Consider the following 18,282-nt stretch of genomic DNA (forward strand, 5'->3'; position numbering starts at 1 on the left):
TTGTTCTAGCGGTTATGAAATTAAGCCTCAGCCAGCATTTCCCTTACATCAGTAATCCTTCCGGTGATTGCAGCTGCTGCTGCGGTTAGCGGACTTACCAGTAAAGTTCTTGAGTTAGGACCCTGACGGCCTTCAAAATTTCTGTTTGAAGTAGAAACACAATATTTTCCGGCAGGAATTTTATCTTCATTCATCCCCAGACAGGCACTGCAACCTGGTTCACGAAGCTGAAATCCCGCATGTTCAAATATTTTATCCAAACCTTCGTTTTTAGCTTGCTGTTCTACTTGTTTTGAACCCGGAACAATCCATACAGTTACATTTTCGGCTTTTTGTCTGTCTTTTACAAACTCCGCTACTTCACGCAAATCTTCAATACGGGAGTTGGTACAGCTACCAATAAATACATAGTCAACAGGTTTTCCGATCAAAGAAGAATCATCATCAAAACCCATATAATCCAGTGCTTTTTGAAAAGACAATTGCTCTTTATCAGGCTGCGCATTGGTGGCTGGGATATTTTCCTGAATGCCCATACCCATACCCGGATTGGTTCCGTAGGTAATCATCGGTGTTATATCTTTAGCCTCAAAAGTTAAAACTTTATCAAATTCTGCATCAGCATCGCTGAACAAAGTTTTCCAGTAAGCCAGGGCTTTGTCCCACTCAGCACCTGCAGGGGCAAATTCCCTTCCTTTGATATAATCGAAGGTAGTCTGATCAGGGGCAATTAATCCGCCTCTGGCACCCATCTCGATACTCATATTGCAGATTGTCATCCGGGCTTCCATACTTAAAGCCTCAATTGCCGAACCTGCATATTCGATAAAATAACCTGTACCACCGGCAGCAGATATTTGAGAAATAATATATAAAATAATGTCTTTAGCGCCAACGCCTTTTCCTAAAGTACCGTTAACCTCAATTTTCATGGTCTTTGGTTTTTGCTGCAATAAACATTGCGTAGCGAAAACCTGCTCTACCTGTGAAGTACCGATACCAAATGCGATTGCACCAAAAGCTCCATGGGTAGAGGTATGACTATCACCGCAAACCATAGTTTTTCCCGGAAGGGTTATGCCCAACTCAGGACCAATAACATGGACAATTCCTTGAAATGGATGCCCTAGCCCGTACAGTTCAATACCGAATTCCGCACAGTTTTTAGTCAGCATGTCTACCTGGTAACGTGAAAGTTCTTCTTTGATCGGTTTCAGCTGATCAATCGTAGGCACGTTGTGGTCGGCAGTAGCAACAGTTTGCTGCGGACGGAAAACTGGTAAGCCTCTTTTACGTAAGCCATCAAAAGCTTGTGGAGAGGTAACCTCGTGGATTAAGTGCGTATCAATATATAGAATATCGGGAAATCCTGCTTCGCTTTTTACAACGTGTGCATCCCATATCTTTTCTACTAATGTTTTTGACATCTTTCTTTTGTTTTGTGAACCTCTTAGACTTAAAAAAGCCCAAGAGGTTTATGTTTTCTTATACTGTTTTAATTGACTTCATAGCAGTCATTGCTTTTCTCAATTCAGCTCCGATCTGTTCAACTTCATGAGAGCGAATTACTTCATTTACTGCAATTAGTGCTCTGTTATCTACTGAACCATCTTTACCTTCATTAAAGTTTTTACCGATCAGGTCAGTATCAACTCTGGTCATGAAATCTGCTAATAATGGTTTACAAGCATGATCAAATAAATAACAGCCATATTCTGCTGTATCAGAGATCACCCTGTTCATTTCAAATAATTTCTTACGTGCAATAGTATTGGCAATCAGTGGTGTTTCGTGTAATGATTCATAGTAAGCAGATTCAGGTTTAATACCTGCTTCTACCATAGTTTCAAAAGCAAGCTCAACACCTGCTCTGATAAAGGCAACCATTAATAAAGCGTTATCAAAATATTCCTGCTCGCCGATTTTTACATTACCTGCGGGAGTTTTCTCAAAAGCAGTCTCGCCTGTAGCAGCACGCCATGCCAATAGGTTTTTATCACCTGCTGCCCAATCTTCCATCATGGTACGGCTAAACTCGCCGCTCATGATGTCATCCTGATGTTTCTGGAACAACGGACGCATAATTGTTTTTAATTCCTGTGAAATTTCAAAAGCTTTGATTTTAGCAACATTGCTCAATCTATCCATCATAGCAGTTATTCCGCCTTGTTTTAAAGCTTCAGTAATTACTTCTACGCCATATTGAACCAATTTAGATGCATAACCGGCATCAATTCCTTTTTCAATCATTTTATCAAAAGAAAGGATAGAACCTGTTTGCAGTAAACCGCAAAGTATAGTTTGCTCGCCCATCAGATCTGATTTCACTTCTGCAACGAAAGATGATTTTAATACTCCTGCTCTGTGTCCGCCTGTTCCAACGCAATATGCTTTAGCCTGTACCAAACCTTTTCCTTCAGGATCGTTTTCCGGGTGTACGGCAATTAAGGTAGGCACACCAAAACCTCTTACATATTCAGCTCTTACTTCACTTCCAGGGCATTTTGGAGCGACCATGATTACCGTAATATCTTTACGGATCTGCATACCTTCTTCCACAATATTAAAACCATGTGAATATAATAAAGTAGCACCTTTTTTCATCAGGGGCATGATGGCATTGACTACGGCAGTATGTTGTTTATCTGGTGTAAGGTTGATGACTACATCAGCATCCGGAATTAACTCTTCATACGTACCAACAGTAAAGTTGTTTTCTGTAGCATTTTTCCAGGAATCTCTTTTACCTTCAATAGCTTCCTTACGCAAAGTGTAAGAAATATTCAAACCACTATCTCTTAAGTTTAAACCCTGGTTCAGGCCTTGTGCCCCGCAGCCTACAATAACCAGTTTTTTTCCTTTTAATGCATTTACACCATCCAGAAATTCAGAACTGTCCATGAAATCGCAGACACCTAGTTGGTTTAGTTTTTCTCTAAGAGGTAGTGTGTTAAAATAATTTGACATCGTTTTATTGTTTTTTTGAGTATTAAGGTTGGTTTAATTATTTGTTTTTTGATTTAGCTTAAACAGCTATTACATGGTAAATACATTTTTTTCCTGGTCAAGGAATTCATTTTCAATGACTTCCTTTCCTGGTTCAAGACGCTCGAAATCTCTCAGTTTACTGTTAAATCCTTCACTGTCTTTAATGATCGCTACTCTTGCACTGCGTACAAATTCTATCAGGCCATAAGGCTGCAGTACTTCTATCAGTTTGTCTGTTTCTGAACGGTGACCGGTGGCTTCAAATACCGTGTAATCTTTACGGATCACAACTACCCTGGCGCCATTTTCACGCAACAGGCGTTCTACCAATACTTTTTCTGCCACAATATCTGTAGGAAGTTTGTATAAGGCCATTTCCTGCCAGATGATATCTTCGTTTGTATTGTGATATACTTTTAGTACCTCTACCTGTTTTTCAATCTGTTTGGCCAGTTTACGTACTACTTCTTCAGTTTCTGTAATCAGGATATTGAAACGGTGAATGTGTTCGATTTCAGAAGGGGAAACGTTCAGACTTTCAATATTTATCTTTCTTCTTGAAAATATGATGGCAATACGGTTAAGTATGCCGATCTGATTTTCGGTATATACCGTGATGGTAAATTCCTGTTTAGCATTTGCTAATTCTATATCCGGGGAATTGCTCATGTTTGTTAATTATTTAAGTCTGATTTCACTTACACTACAGCCCTGAGGAACCATAGGGAATACATTATGTTCTTTAGCAACCATTACCTCTAAAAGGAATGATCCCGGATTGTTTAGCATTTCTTCCAGGGAACCAACCAGGTTTTCGCGTTCTGTTACCCTTTTACCTTTGATGGAATAGGAATCAGCCAGTTTCACGAAATCAGGACTGGTAATATCAACGAAAGAGTAACGCTTCTCGTTAAACAACTGCTGCCATTGACGAACCATACCTAAAAACTGATTGTTAAGAATCAGAATTTTAACATCAACGCCAAACTGCATGATTGTTCCCAGCTCCTGTAAAGTCATCTGGAATCCGCCATCACCAATTACCGCAATTACTGTACGGTTTGGTGCGCCTAATTTAGCACCAATAGCTGCTGGTAAGCCGAAGCCCATTGTTCCCAATCCACCACTGGTTACGCTTAAGCGGGTGGTGTTTAATTTTCCATATCTGCAGGCTACCATTTGATGCTGACCCACGTCACTCACAATAATAGCTTCACCTTTAGTGAGGATGTTTAACTGGTTGATCACTTCGCCCATGGTCAATTCACCACGTTGAGGGTTCAGTTCTTTCTGGATCAGTTCTTCCTGTTCTATTTTTTCAAAAGCTTTAAATTCAGCCAGCCATGTTTCATGTGTTTTTTCAGTGATCAGGCTGGTGAGCAGCGGTAAAGTTTCTTTACAATCCCCCCAAACCGGAACATCAGCTTTAACATTTTTATCGATTTCTGCAGGGTCAATATCCAGATGGACAACCTTGGCCTGTTTAGCATATTTATCCAGTCTTCCTGTTACGCGGTCGTCAAAACGCATTCCAATGGCAATCAGTACATCACAAGAGTTAGTTTGTACATTCGGACCATAATTTCCGTGCATGCCGAGCATGCCTACGTTCAATGGATGATCTGTTGGGATTGCACCGGCACCCAGGATTGTCCAGGCTGCAGGGATACCACTTTTTTCTACAAAAGCTTTAAACTCTTGCTCTGCATTTCCCAATAAAACGCCCTGTCCAAATAAGATAAATGGTTTTTGGGCACTGTTAATTAATGCTGCTGCCTGTTCTATATATTCGTTTCTTACAATCGGTTTTGGACGGTAACTGCGGATATGGTTACATGGTGTATAACCTTCATAATCGAAAAGCTGCATTTGTGCATTTTTGGTAATGTCGATTAAAACAGGACCTGGTCTGCCGCTGCGCGCGATGTAAAAAGCCTTAGCCAGTACTGCAGGGATCTCACTGGCATCAGTTACCTGGTAGTTCCATTTGGTCACTGGTGCGCTGATATTGATCACGTCTGTTTCCTGGAAGGCATCCGTGCCCAAAAGGGCAGCGAAAACTTGTCCGGTGATACAAACCAGAGGTGTACTGTCAATTTGTGCGTCAGCTAATCCTGTAATGAGGTTGGTTGCTCCAGGGCCGCTGGTGGCAAATACCACGCCTACTTTACCGGAGGCACGTGCAAATCCCTGCGCCGCATGTGCCGCACATTGCTCATGTCTAACTAATATGTGGTTCAATTTTTCTTTATAATCATAGATGGCATCATAGATCGGCATGATGGCACCTCCGGGATAACCAAAGATCGTTTCCGTTCCTTCGGCAATTAATCCCTCCAGCAATGCAACGGAGCCAGTAACCTGAATTGTCTTTTTAGGTTCTGTTAATGTAGCTGGTTGCTCTTGTACTATTTCCATTTTCGTAGTTTTAATGTTGGCCTTTGTTAATTAATCTGTGTAGGCATCGGTTACACAACCTTCACTGGCATTACTTACTAATTTCAAATATTTATACAATACACCGCTTTTGACGGGTGGAGGTAGTTGTTTCCAGGCTGCCCTGCGTGAAGCCAGCTCTTCATCAGAAATGTTTAAATGCAGCGTGTTTTTTGTGGCATCAATAGTAATGATATCATCGTCTTTTACCAGGCCAATGTTCCCGCCGTCCCAGGCTTCAGGGGTAATGTGTCCTACTACAAACCCGTGTGTACCACCAGAAAAACGTCCGTCTGTAATGAGGGCCACAGATTTACCTAAACCAGCGCCAATGATTGCAGAGGTTGGCTTAAGCATTTCAGGCATTCCAGGAGCTCCTCTTGGGCCGGCATGGGTAATCACTACCACATCACCTCTCTTTACTTTTCCGCTTTGAATACCAGCGATTAGTTTTTGTTCCCCTTCAAATACACGTGCAGGGCCTTCAAATCTTTCCCCTTCTTTACCGCTGATTTTTGCTACCGCGCCTTTTTCAGCAAGATTACCGTACAGCATTTGCAAGTGACCTGTAGTTTTTAAAGCGTATTCTATCGGGTAAATAACTTTTTGAGCATCAAAATCAAGATCTATTGCGTCAGCTACATTTTCTGCTAAAGTTTTTCCGGTTACGGTCAGGCAGTCGCCATGAATTAATCCTACTTTTAACAGATATTTCAAAACTGCCGGAATACCACCAATATTGTGAACATCTTCCATTAAGTACTGTCCGCTTGGTTTTAGATCGGCCAAAACAGGAGTGTTGTCACTGATGCGTTGAAAATCTTCCAGGTTTAAATCAAGTTTTACCGATTTGGCCATAGCAATTAAATGCAATACCGCATTGGTTGAACCTCCCAATACCATTACCGTTACAATTGCATTGTGAAATGCTTTTTCAGTCATGATATCTGAAGGAAGAATATTTCTTTCCAGTAATATCCTAATCGCTTTACCAGCTTCACGACATTCCTTTTGTTTTTCTTCACTTAATGCAGGATATGATGAACTGTATGGTAAACTCATTCCCAAAGCCTCAATAGCAGAAGCCATGGTGTTGGCAGTATACATACCACCACAAGCACCTGCGCCTGGGCAAGTATGGCGGATAATTCCCTGATAATCTTCTTCTGATAAGTTGCCGGCTAATTTTTCGCCCAGCGCTTCAAAAGCAGATACCATATTTAGTTTTTTTCCTTTATAAATTCCAGAATGGATGCTACCTCCATATACCATAATCGAAGGTCTGTTTAAACGTCCCATCGCCATGATAGAGCCCGGCATGTTTTTATCACAGCCAGGAATAGTAATCAGGCCATCATAATACTGACCGCCGCAGATCGTTTCAATGGAATCGGCAATTACATCTCTTGAAACCAAAGAATAACGCATGCCGTCAGTTCCGTTAGACATACCATCACTCACACCAATGGTACCAAAGGTCAAACCGACCATATCATTTTTCCACACTCCCTCTTTAACAACCTTTGCAAGGTCGTTCAGGTGCATGTTACAAGTATTTCCATCATAACCCATGCTGGCAATACCGACTTGTGCTTTTGAAAAATCTTCATCTGTCAGGCCAATTCCATATAACATGGCTTGTGCACCTGGTTGGGTAGGATCTTGTGTAAAAGTTTTACTGTAGCGGTTTAATTCTGGTGTTTCTGACATTTTCGTTTACTGTTATATGATTACTTCGTAATTCTGTTTTTCTAATACTAATGCTTTATAGGTGCGTTGTATGGTAGCGCCTAATGTTTCTGTCCAGGTTGCTGGAAAAATGGTGTCATCTATACAAGCGATACCTATAATTTCTGCTGCTGTTCCGCAGAAAAAGGCACTGTCTGCGTTTTTCAATTCCTCAACGGATATTTTCTTTTCGATACAGTCGATATCCAGTGTTTTACATAATTTGATTACCGTAGCCCTCGTAATCCCGGGTAAAATGCTTCCCAGTGAAGGGGTATATAATTTACCGCCTTTTTCAATAAATATATTGGCGCCGGATGCCTCAGCAACGTTGTTGTCAATGTCAAGAAGCAATGCTTCATCAAAACCTTTATTTTTTGCTTCAGTAGTGGCAAGGATAGAATTGATATAATTCCCGCTGGCTTTAGCTTCGATGTGAATTGATTTAGGGTTAGGCCGCTGATAACTTGAAATGCAAACTCTTTGTAATTTACAGCCAAGGTAGGCGCCCCATTCCCATGCCATAATCACAATAGAAGATTCAGTTGCCTGTGATAAAGACATGTTGGTACCGCAATAAACCAGTGGACGGATATAGGCATCTTTTAGATTATTTTTCTCTAATAACTTATAGGTCTGTTTAATCAGCTCATTTTTATCAAATGGAAAAGGGATATGCATCAATTCGGCAGAGCGCTGCAAACGGTCATAATGTTCCTTTGCTTTAAATATCCTGGTGCCGTTGTGTGTATGATAGGATTTGATGCCTTCAAATACAGCGTATCCATAATGCATCGACTGACCATACAAATCAGTTTTAGCTTCAGCCGATTTGATGAACTGTCCATTAAGGTAAAGCACTGTGCTTGAATCGTAGTATTCCATTTTGGTTTCAGTATTTGTTTGAGTTTATTAAAAAAGCGCCTCTTTTGGAGGCGCTTTCAGATATTTTATTTAAAAATTCATTTACAGCGCCATAGTATCCTGAAGAATCAGGAGGTCAGTCAGGTTAATAATGACATTAAGGTTAGCTGAGAATGAACCGTACATTTTGTTTCTGTTTTAGTTATCTTTATATAAATCCAATTTAGTTCTTGCTTTACAAACTGTCAATAGCAGAATGAAAATAAATGAAAAAAAATATTATATAGTATATTTTGTTTATTTCAGAACAATGTTCTGTATTTGTGGCTAATCACCTTTCTAAAAGTGGAGTCAACTATACCAAATATGATTTCGGTATTCGGTATAGGTATTATGCCTGCATTATAATTTCCCCTGTTTTCTTCTTAAAAATGCTTAACCGGCTGATTTTTTTTAAAAATATGTATAAAAAATCAATGGAAGATAGGCATAAAAAAAGGGGCCTGTCTGTTAAGATGGCCCCTTTTTTTTAGATTAAAATATTAGGCCACACCTTCAGCTAAAACAATAATTTTATTTTTTAAAACTTCTACTACGCCACCTTTAATATTAAAGATCACTTCATCCGTTTTATTTTTAACAATTACTGGTCCGTCTTCCAGAGTGGAAATAATCGGCGCGTGGTCTCTTAGTATTTGAAAAGATCCCATAGTGCCGGGTACAGTAACTGCTGTTACTTCACCTTCGTAGACTTTTTTATCTGGTGTTAATATTTCTAATGTCATATATTAAGCGTTAGCTTCAGCTAGTATTTTTTTACCTTTTTCAATTGCATCTTCAATGCTACCAACTAAGTTAAATGCTGCTTCAGGATATTCATCAACTTCACCATCCATAATCATGTTGAATGCTTTGATGGTTTCTTTAATGTCAACCAATACACCTTTTAAGCCGGTAAATTGTTCAGCTACGTGGAAAGGTTGTGATAAGAAACGCTGAACACGACGTGCGCGGTGTACAACCAGTTTATCTTCTTCAGATAATTCATCCATACCCAAAATTGCAATAATATCCTGCAATTCTTTGTAACGTTGAAGGATCTCTTTAACACGTTGAGCAGTATTGTAATGTTCATCGCCTAAAATAGCAGGAGAAAGGATACGTGAAGTAGAATCCAATGGATCTACAGCAGGATAGATACCTAACTCAGCAATTTTACGGGATAATAAAGTTGTGGCGTCAAGGTGGGCAAATGTAGTTGCCGGAGCAGGGTCGGTAACGTCATCCGCAGGTACATAAACAGCCTGTACAGATGTAATTGAACCGCGTTTAGTAGAGGTAATACGTTCCTGCATTAAGCCCATTTCTGTAGCCAGTGTAGGCTGATAACCTACCGCTGATGGCATACGTCCTAATAGTGCTGATACTTCAGAACCTGCCTGAGTGAAACGGAAGATGTTATCTACGAAGAAAAGGATGTCTTTTCCTGCGCCTTCACCATCGCCATCACGGAAATATTCGGCAACTGTTAATCCTGATAACGCTACACGTGCACGTGCCCCAGGAGGCTCGTTCATCTGACCAAAAACCAGTGTTGCTTTAGATTCTTTTAATTTTTCTGTGTCAACTTTGCTTAAGTCCCATCCACCTTTTTCCATGGATTCAAGGAACTCTTCACCGTAGTTGATTACACCAGATTCGATGAATTCACGTAAAAGGTCATTTCCTTCACGTGTTCTTTCACCTACACCTGCAAATACAGATAAACCTGCGTATGCTTTTGCAATGTTATTTACCAGCTCCATAATCAGTACTGTTTTACCCACACCAGCACCGCCAAATAAACCGATCTTACCGCCTTTAACATAAGGCTCTAATAAATCGATCACTTTGATACCTGTGTAAAGTACTTCTGATTCTGTTGAGAGTTCGTCGAAACGTGGAGGCGCATTGTGGATTGACTTACCACCAGTTTTGTCAACTGAGTTGATACCGTCAATAGCTTCACCTATAACATTGAATAAACGACCTTTGATTTGATCTCCAATTGGCATTCTGATAGGAGATCCGGTATCTACTGCAGCCATGCCGCGTACCAGACCATCGGTCGAGTCCATTGCAATGGCACGTACACGGTCCTCACCAAGATGTTGTTGAACTTCTAAAACGATCTTCTGTCCGTTTTCTTTTTCAATCTCTAATGCAGAGAAGATTTGAGGTAAATGAGCATCGTCAGCAAAACTCACGTCTACTACCGGTCCTATAATCTGCGCTATTTTTCCAATGTTAGGCATATATTGTTTTTGGTAAAATTATAAATATCAAATTGTTAAAGCCCCTTTTAAAGCCTGCAATTCGGTTTGCAAAGCTAAGATTTTCCTATATATTATTTATATATAAATAAAAAGTTTTTCCACAGTTTTTTTATCGATACTTTAGCCTCTATGAAAACGATATTGGTTACTGGCAGCAATGGACTGCTCGGACAAAAAATCACATCGGCTATATTGGATAAAAAGCAGTTTAACCTGGTCGCAACGTCTAAGGGGCTAAATCGTTTTGAGGTTACTGATGGTTATAACTATGCAGAGATGGATATCCTGGATCCTGTGCAGGTAAGAGAAGTGATCGTCAACTATAAACCAGATGCCATCATCCACACTGCCGCATTAACCAATGTGGATAAGTGCGAAAAAGAACATGCCCTTGCCCATCAGCTAAATGTAGATGCGGTGAATACGCTGGTTTCTATTTGTGAAGAATTTAATATACAACTCGTTCATTTATCTACAGATTTTATTTTTGACGGGGCAAATGGTCCTTACAGCGAGCTGGATGCTCCCAATCCTTTAAGTTATTACGGGGAAACAAAACTGGAAGCCGAAGAAATCATTAAGAACTCTCCCTGTAAATGGGCTATTCTGCGTACCATTATTGTATATGGTATCATTGGCGACAGGAATAGAAGTAATATCGTGCTCTGGGCTAAAAATGCATTGGAGAAAGGAGAGCCAATCAATGTAGTAAACGATCAGTGGCGTATGCCTACACTGGCTGATGATCTTGCAGATTGCTGTCTGCTGGCGGTTGAAAAGGATGCTTATGGTGTTTTTAATGCATCGGGCAACGAAATGATGAGTATTTCAGAGCTGGTTTATCGTGTAGCAGATCATTGGAACCTAGATAAAACACTGATCAGGGAAGTGAGTTCCGGTTCTATTCCCTATGCGGCGAACCGCCCGGTAAAGACGGGGTTTATCTTAGATAAAGCAATTAAAGAACTGGGTTATGCACCGCATACTTTTGAAGAAGGCCTGATCATAGTTGAGCGTCAGTTGATCGAAAGAGAATTATAAACAATTAATTATATTATATAATGGGATTACAAGCAGGCGACAAAGCCCCGGATTTTAAATTATTCAGTTCCGAATTAAAAGAACATACGTTAGCTGATTTCAAAGGACAAAAAGTAGTGATCCAATTTTTTCCAATGGCATTTACAGGTACCTGCACCACACAGCTTTGTACCATGAGGGATAGTTTTGGTTTTTATGAAGGAATGAATGCTGCGGTACTGGGTATCTCTGTTGATTCACCTTTTACACTGGCCAAGTTCAAAGAAGAACAGTTTTATCAGTTTCCTTTATTATCCGATTTCAATAAAGAAGCTTCTCCTGCTTATGGCGCATTTTATGAAGAATTTGTCTATAATTTAAAAGGAGTATCAAAAAGAGCGGCATTTGTGATCGATGAAGAAGGAACTATTATCTATGCTGAAGTTTTAGAATCGGCGGGTGATCTTCCTGATTTTAATGCAATTAAGAAAGTTCTGGAAGGATAGGGGAACTGGGATAAGTTTCGGATTGAATTTTTATTCGAGAAAAAGTTTTGAAATCCAATTCCAAATGCTACTTTTGCAATCCCGAAACAAACGGAAATGCATTTGTAGCTCAATTGGATAGAGCATCTCACTACGGATGAGAAGGTTTGGGGTTCGAATCCCTACAAGTGCACAATCAATTGAGAAAGCCTTGCTGCCATAGGCAGCAAGGCTTTTAAACTTTTAAAGACAACCCAAATGCTTAATTTTGTTCTCTTTGGCCCACCGGGTGCAGGCAAAGGCACCCAATCGCAGAAATTGATTGATCGTTATCAATTGATTCACATCTCTACAGGAGATCTTTTCAGAGATCATATCAGCAAACAAACTTCATTGGGGAAACAGGTAAGTGCGCTTATAGCGGATGGACAGTTGGTTCCTGATGCAATTACCATTGCCATGCTGGAAGAGGAAGTGGAAAAAAATCCTGGTACCAAAGGGTTTATTTTTGACGGTTTCCCAAGAACAGTGGCTCAGGCAGCTGCATTGGATACATTTCTGGAAAGCAAGGGAAGTGCGATCACTGCGGTAATTGCGCTTGATGTTGATCAGGAAGAACTGACAAAAAGAATTGCCGAACGTCAGAAATTAACAAACAGGGTTGATGACCAGGCAGATAAATTACAAAAACGTATTGAAGAATACTTCAATAAAACTATCCATGTTTTGCCTTATTATGAGGCACAGCATAAATTAAGCAAAGTCAACGGAATTGGTGATATCGATGCCATTTTTGCTGAGTTATGCAAAGTAGTTGATCAATTTTAATTAAAAAAACATATAGATAGCGGGACGAATGTAAGTTCTTCCCGCTATTTTATTGAAAAAATAACAGGTTATGTCACAGGGGTCAAATTTCGTAGATTATGTTAAAATATGCTGTCGTTCCGGAAAAGGTGGGCCAGGGTCTTCGCATTTGCACCGTGATAAAATGACCTCTACAGGTGGACCTGATGGTGGCGATGGCGGAAGGGGAGGGCATATCATCCTTAGGGGGAATGCGCAATTCTGGACGTTACTTCACTTAAAATACCGTAAGCATATTCTGGCTACAGATGGTGGCCCGGGGTCTAGTTCTACCAGTACCGGTAAATCCGGTAAAGACGAATTTCTGGATGTTCCTCTCGGGACTATAGCAAAGGACGCTGAAACAGGAGAAACTTTGTTTGAAATTACTGAAGACGGACAAATAGAAATCATGACTGCCGGCGGAAGAGGAGGGTTAGGAAACTGGCATTTCAAAACATCTACACTGCAAACGCCGCGTTTCGCTCAGCCGGGTGAATCTGGTACCGAACAATGGGTGGTACTTGAACTAAAAGTTTTGGCCGATGTAGGCCTGGTTGGTTTTCCTAATGCCGGTAAATCTACCTTATTGTCGGTAGTTACTGCGGCGAAACCCGAAATAGCTGATTATGCCTTTACCACTTTGGTTCCAAACCTTGGGATCGTTTCTTACCGCGGCAATCAATCATTTGTAATGGCCGATATTCCTGGTATCATTGAAGGTGCATCTAAAGGTAAAGGATTAGGTTATCGTTTTCTGCGACATATTGAACGTAACTCCGTACTTTTATTTATGGTGCCTGCCGATACTCAAAGAACAATTACCGAAGAATATGAGATTCTGAAGCACGAATTAATGGAGTATAATCCGGAGCTGATGCAGAAACCTCATTTACTGGCTATCACTAAATCTGATATGCTGGATGATGAGCTGATGGCAGAAATGGCTGAAGATCTGCCTGCAAATATTCCTTCTGTATTTATTTCTTCCGTTGCGCAAAAAGGATTGACTTTATTAAAAGATATGATCTGGCAGGCTATAGTTGCAGATGACTCAGCTCCGCTTCAAAAATAACCATCAATTTCTGTTAAATTATTTGTAAATAATTCTAATTTATTTTATATTAGAGTTAATAATCAATGCATTGCTGTTATCAGTCCGGCTATTTTTATCAATAGCACTTCTTAAGTCAGAATTTCTTCTGCACGGGTCCGGTACATCAGATGATTTGTATATAATTTAAATAAATATATGGATAAGAGATCGTTTAACTTCCTTTTTACAATCGTGGCCGCATCTATGGTAATTTTTGGTACTTATAAAATATCAAAGAAAAAAAATCATCAGGCAAATACACATATACCTGTCATTGCAAGGGGCAATAAATAAAAGCTATATATTAATGAATTGCAGGTTTTATCTATAGAATTTTACTATTCACCGATAGATGATATCATGTTTCATTAAATAGCCGTTAATTTATACATGTTCCGTCTGAAAGCATTTTCTATAATCCTGCATATCGCTGGCTGGTCGCTATTCCTGATGTTTCCGTTGCTGATCATGGAAAATAGTCAGGAAGTAAGAAGGATAACGGAAGTGTATACCTGGCCTTATTTTCAGTTCTGCCTGTGTTATATTTTATTGTTCTATATCAACTGTTATTTTTTGATTCCAAAATTCTTTTTGGTCAAGAAGTATCTGTATTATTTTCTTTGTCTGCTTTTACTCTATGTTGGAGTTTTCTTTTTAAGGCCCTTTGATCATTTGATGAATAGCAGAAGGGCATTTCGTCAGAGATTTGAAATGTCTGATGTTCCTCCGCCATTTAATAATAACCGTCCCGATTTTAACAGGATGCCTCCTCCCGGTTACGTCCCGGGTGATTTTGAGCACAGGCATTGGCGTGGCGGTCCTAGACAATGGGGTAAATTTCACCGAATAGATGTAACCAGTCTTCTTATTTTTATTTTGATTATGGCTTTTGGTATGGCACTAAGATCTGTTAAACAATGGCAGATTACCGAGAAAAGGGCTATTCTTGCAGAAGCAGAAAAAGCAATTGCAGAGCTTTCTTTTCTTAAGGCACAGATTAATCCTCATTTTCTATATAACACCCTAAATAATATTTATACGCTTTCTGTTATAGGAAGTGAAAAAACTTCGGAGAGTATTATGAAATTGTCCAATATCATGCGTTATGTAACAGATGAGGCTGAAGCAGACTTCGTTACTTTAATCAGTGAATTAAATTGTATTGGCAACTTTATCGATCTGCAAAAATTACGTTTAGGTAAGACGGTTACACTGGATTATAGAGTAACCGGCGATCCAAGGGGATATCAGATATCCCCGCTGCTGTTAATGACATTTATAGAAAATGTATTCAAATATGGATTGAGTAACCATGAGCAGGCAGATATTCACATTCATATCAGTGTTGGCGAAGACCAGATTTTATTTCATAGTCAGAATACGATATTTAATCATCAGCAGCCCACGGAACGTTCGGGAATAGGTATCATGAATACGAGAAAAAGGCTGGACTATCTTTATCCTGATAAATATGTGCTGAAGATTGATAAGGATGACCATCTGTTTACAGTTGATTTGGTACTCCATTCTTAATCTCTATCTTTAAGGCTTATATCATTTTATGGTTTTAAAATGCGTTGCTATAGATGATGAGCCTCTGGCTACTGAGCTCATCCGGACTTATATCTCCCGTTTTCCGGATCTGGAACTGCTGCAAACATTTGAAGATGCTGTCTCTGGTGCTGAATATCTTCAGAAAACAACTGTAGATATTCTTTTTCTGGATATAAATATGCCAGATATCTCGGGTATAGACCTTGCCAGGTCACTGGATAGAAAACCAATGATCATTTTTACTACAGCTTACAGGCAATTTGCTTTTGAAGGATTTGAGCTGGAAGCTATCGATTATTTGCTTAAACCAATTGATTTCGAAAAGTTTTCAAAAGCTGTAAATAAAGCTGTCGACTATCACCGGTATGCCAACAATAAACAATCCCTTAGTGAAGAAGCAAGCATCTATGTTCATTCAGAATACAGGATGGTTAAGATTGTACTAAAAGACATTGAATACCTGGAAAGCATGGAAGACTATGTCAAAATTCATCTGGATAATCTCCCTGCGGTACTTACTTTAATGCCTCTAAAAAAAATGCTGGAGAAACTCCCTGCACATGAATTTAAAAGAATTCATCGCAGCTTTATCGTTCCTGTGAAAAAGGTGAGGTCAGTTCAGAATAGGAAAGTAAAATTAACCTCTGCCGAACTTCCTATCAGCAGCAGCTATGTGGATGAGGTTAAGGAATGGTTAAAGTAGTAATCGGAAAAAAAACCATAATAATTTTAAGGAAGAAGCGTTTAATCTATTGAATGTAGATGTATTCCATGTGGTAGTGTTAAAATTTATTAATATTCTAGGAATTATGATTGAATTTTAGCATTTTTGAGCAAAATAACTGGTGAATATTTGTTAGTAAGCATGAATACTCATTAAATCAATTATTTATATTGAGTTTAAGTCTGTTTTTTGGCTAAAATTCATAAATAATATTGTTTTATTGAGTTCATTTAAGAAAAAACCCGTTCATACAGGTTTATATTTGGTTAGAAAAGGGATGTGTCTGGATGGAACATCCCTTTCTTGTTAATATTCTTTTGGAAATTAACTCATTAGAGTTGATTTCTGGTAATTTTCCCTTTAACAATAAATAACCTCTTAATCGCATCTTTGTCCAAAATCGTATCTCCTTTATAATTGGGATTTGAAACGCGGAGAATAATCTTACTATCTAAATTATGTTCGAACAATAATTTCACCGTGGTAATATTGTTTGCATATTCATCTGCAATTACCAAATAAGCTTCACCCCATTGAATAATGTCCTTATTTGCCACTTCCCTTACTGCAATAATTTCTCCGCTTGCATACTTCGGGTACATGCTGTCACCATAAATAGGTAAATAAGCATCACAATCGTTAAATGGTCTGAAATTTACATAATACTCAGGTTTTTCCCTAAGCAGGTTAAATTCTCCTGAAGAGAGGTCTGTTGGATTGATGTTAATGAACGGGACTCCTTCAGCAATTTCATAATTATCTGGCTCATGGTATGTACGCAGTTCTTTCTCTGTATAAATATTTCCTGTACCGGTAGCAAGCCATACTTCATTGATATGATAATATTGAATCACATCCTCTGAAAGCCTTTTACCTATCTTTCTTGCTCCGTTTTCTATAGGTGAGAAGTTATTCACGTGTTTTGCTATAGGGCTGTAGAATTCCTGGAGCGTCATTTTCTTCGATAACCGGATTTCTTTTAATCTAGGTCCGAAATTTTCTCTTTGATTATCAGTCATTTATCTAAATACGAAAATTAAATATTAATATATATCCTTTTTAAATAAAGACGAGTTATCTTTATTTAATAATTTATTGCAATATAGGAAATATATATAATTACTTGTATGAGTATTGAATTATTTTTTAGTCATCCCTGTTAATTTACTAAACAAAACTGTTGGGAGAACATCAGTTTCGAATTTGAAAAGTGAATACCAGATGTTTTACATCATTTGTTATGGTTGCCATTCAAGTCTTATTTTTCAAATTCCCGTATTCTTCAACTCCGGAGTGGGGAAATGAAACTGTTCAATGTTTGATGTTTTATCTGGTGTGCAGCGTAAACTCAACGGGTTATTGCCCGCTGAGTAATAATAAGAGCAAGTTTTAAAAAGCAATTCGAATAGTTTGGTACCATAAGATGATATTTTTATAACTTTGGCGGCATCAATATTCATATATTATGTATAAAACATTACAGCCTGTTCTTCAGCAGGAATTGGAACAAATTGAAAAAGACGGTTTATATAAACGTGAGCGGGTTATTGTTACCCCTCAGGGAGCCGATATAAAAGTAAGTACTGGTCAGGAAGTGGTAAACTTTTGTGCCAATAACTACCTCGGACTATCATCTGATCCAAGGGTAACTGCTGCTGCAAAAAAAGCCATTGATCAGTATGGTTATGGAATGTCTTCTGTGAGGTTCATTTGTGGAACCCAGGATGTGCATAAAGAACTGGAAAAAAAGCTATCTGATTTTTTGGGTACGGAAGATACTATTTTATATGCCGCTGCCTTTGATGCTAACGGAGGGGTGTTTGAGCCTCTTTTTAATGATCAGGATGCGATTATATCAGATGAGTTAAATCACGCTTCGATAATTGACGGCGTAAGGTTATGTAAGGCTAAACGCTTTCGCTACAAACACAGTGATATGGCAGATCTGGAAGAGCAATTAAAAGCTTCATCAGATTGTCGTCACAGAATCATTGTTACTGATGGTGCTTTCTCTATGGATGGAACCATTGCACAATTAGATAAAATTTGCGATCTGGCAGATAAATATAGCGCCCTGGTGATGATTGATGAATCACATTGCTCAGGATTTATGGGTAAAACTGGGAGAGGAACGCATGAGCATTGTGGTGTAATGGACAGAATAGACATTATTACCGGAACATTGGGTAAAGCCTTAGGTGGAGCTTCAGGTGGTTTTACGGCGGG

At 39.1% G+C, this 18,282-nt stretch carries 16 protein-coding genes and 1 tRNA gene; 8 read left to right on the plus strand and 9 right to left on the minus strand.

Translation table 11 applies throughout. The features are described from left to right. Positions 1–20: 20 nt before the first annotated feature. The 8 genes from leuC to atpD form a co-directional block, all read right to left on the minus strand. Positions 21–1,427: a 3-isopropylmalate dehydratase large subunit gene (gene leuC, locus GSQ84_RS13500; protein ID WP_158797799.1), complete on the minus strand. Its 1,407-nt coding sequence runs from the start codon at positions 1,425–1,427 to the stop codon at positions 21–23. A 58-nt stretch (positions 1,428–1,485) separates the two neighbouring features. Continuing rightward, a complete protein-coding gene (gene ilvC, locus GSQ84_RS13505; protein WP_158797800.1) occupies positions 1,486–2,967 on the minus strand; it encodes a ketol-acid reductoisomerase in 1,482 nt (493 codons plus the stop codon). 69 nt (positions 2,968–3,036) lie between these two features. Beyond that, positions 3,037–3,657, minus strand: a complete 621-nt coding sequence (ilvN, locus tag GSQ84_RS13510) for an acetolactate synthase small subunit (RefSeq protein WP_158797801.1) — start codon at positions 3,655–3,657, stop codon at positions 3,037–3,039. 9 nt (positions 3,658–3,666) lie between these two features. Beyond that, positions 3,667–5,406, minus strand: coding sequence for a biosynthetic-type acetolactate synthase large subunit (gene ilvB, locus GSQ84_RS13515; protein ID WP_158797802.1), 1,740 nt, complete (start codon positions 5,404–5,406; stop codon positions 3,667–3,669). Positions 5,407–5,436: 30 nt separating this feature from the next. After that, positions 5,437–7,134, minus strand: a complete 1,698-nt coding sequence (gene ilvD, locus GSQ84_RS13520; protein WP_158797803.1) for a dihydroxy-acid dehydratase — start codon at positions 7,132–7,134, stop codon at positions 5,437–5,439. Positions 7,135–7,146: 12 nt separating this feature from the next. Continuing rightward, the gene (locus GSQ84_RS13525) at positions 7,147–8,037 is read right to left on the minus strand and encodes a branched-chain amino acid transaminase (protein ID WP_158797804.1); all 891 of its coding nucleotides are present in this window, start codon (positions 8,035–8,037) and stop codon (positions 7,147–7,149) included. 521 nt (positions 8,038–8,558) lie between these two features. Continuing rightward, positions 8,559–8,801: an ATP synthase F1 subunit epsilon gene (atpC, locus tag GSQ84_RS13530; RefSeq protein WP_158797805.1), complete on the minus strand. Its 243-nt coding sequence runs from the start codon at positions 8,799–8,801 to the stop codon at positions 8,559–8,561. Positions 8,802–8,804: 3 nt separating this feature from the next. Then, positions 8,805–10,310 (minus strand): F0F1 ATP synthase subunit beta, encoded by a 1,506-nt coding sequence (atpD, locus tag GSQ84_RS13535; RefSeq protein ID WP_158797806.1) that lies wholly within the window; start codon positions 10,308–10,310, stop codon positions 8,805–8,807. Between the two features lie 150 nt (positions 10,311–10,460). Here atpD and GSQ84_RS13540 point away from each other — a divergent pair, with 150 nt between their 5' ends. The 7 genes from GSQ84_RS13540 to GSQ84_RS13570 all read left to right on the plus strand — a co-directional run bounded on the left by GSQ84_RS13540 (position 10,461) and on the right by GSQ84_RS13570 (position 16,035). Continuing rightward, the gene (locus GSQ84_RS13540) at positions 10,461–11,372 is read left to right on the plus strand and encodes an SDR family oxidoreductase (protein WP_158797807.1); all 912 of its coding nucleotides are present in this window, start codon (positions 10,461–10,463) and stop codon (positions 11,370–11,372) included. Between the two features lie 20 nt (positions 11,373–11,392). Then, positions 11,393–11,857, plus strand: a complete 465-nt coding sequence (locus GSQ84_RS13545; RefSeq protein WP_158797808.1) for a redoxin domain-containing protein — start codon at positions 11,393–11,395, stop codon at positions 11,855–11,857. Positions 11,858–11,955: 98 nt separating this feature from the next. Then, positions 11,956–12,029, plus strand: a tRNA-Arg gene (locus tag GSQ84_RS13550). A gap of 65 nt (positions 12,030–12,094) precedes the next feature. Next, complete coding sequence (locus GSQ84_RS13555) at positions 12,095–12,664, plus strand: adenylate kinase (protein ID WP_158797809.1); 570 nt, start codon at positions 12,095–12,097, stop codon at positions 12,662–12,664. A gap of 70 nt (positions 12,665–12,734) precedes the next feature. After that, complete coding sequence (obgE, locus tag GSQ84_RS13560) at positions 12,735–13,757, plus strand: GTPase ObgE (RefSeq protein ID WP_158797810.1); 1,023 nt, start codon at positions 12,735–12,737, stop codon at positions 13,755–13,757. Positions 13,758–14,168: 411 nt separating this feature from the next. Beyond that, complete coding sequence (locus tag GSQ84_RS13565) at positions 14,169–15,311, plus strand: sensor histidine kinase (RefSeq protein WP_158797811.1); 1,143 nt, start codon at positions 14,169–14,171, stop codon at positions 15,309–15,311. A gap of 28 nt (positions 15,312–15,339) precedes the next feature. Next, on the plus strand, positions 15,340–16,035 hold the full coding sequence (locus GSQ84_RS13570) for a LytTR family DNA-binding domain-containing protein (protein ID WP_158797812.1): 696 nt from the start codon (positions 15,340–15,342) through the stop codon (positions 16,033–16,035). Between the two features lie 353 nt (positions 16,036–16,388). Here GSQ84_RS13570 and GSQ84_RS13575 read toward each other — a convergent pair whose 3' ends face one another. Then, positions 16,389–17,012 (minus strand): S24 family peptidase, encoded by a 624-nt coding sequence (locus tag GSQ84_RS13575; protein ID WP_254070857.1) that lies wholly within the window; start codon positions 17,010–17,012, stop codon positions 16,389–16,391. Between the two features lie 509 nt (positions 17,013–17,521). Between GSQ84_RS13575 and GSQ84_RS28055 the strand changes: the two genes are divergently transcribed. After that, positions 17,522–18,282 (plus strand): aminotransferase class I/II-fold pyridoxal phosphate-dependent enzyme (locus GSQ84_RS28055; protein ID WP_254070862.1); only part of this gene is annotated, 761 nt, incomplete at its 3' end.

This window comes from Pedobacter sp. L105 (genome assembly GCF_009765875.1).
GTDB lineage: Bacteria > Bacteroidota > Bacteroidia > Sphingobacteriales > Sphingobacteriaceae > Pedobacter.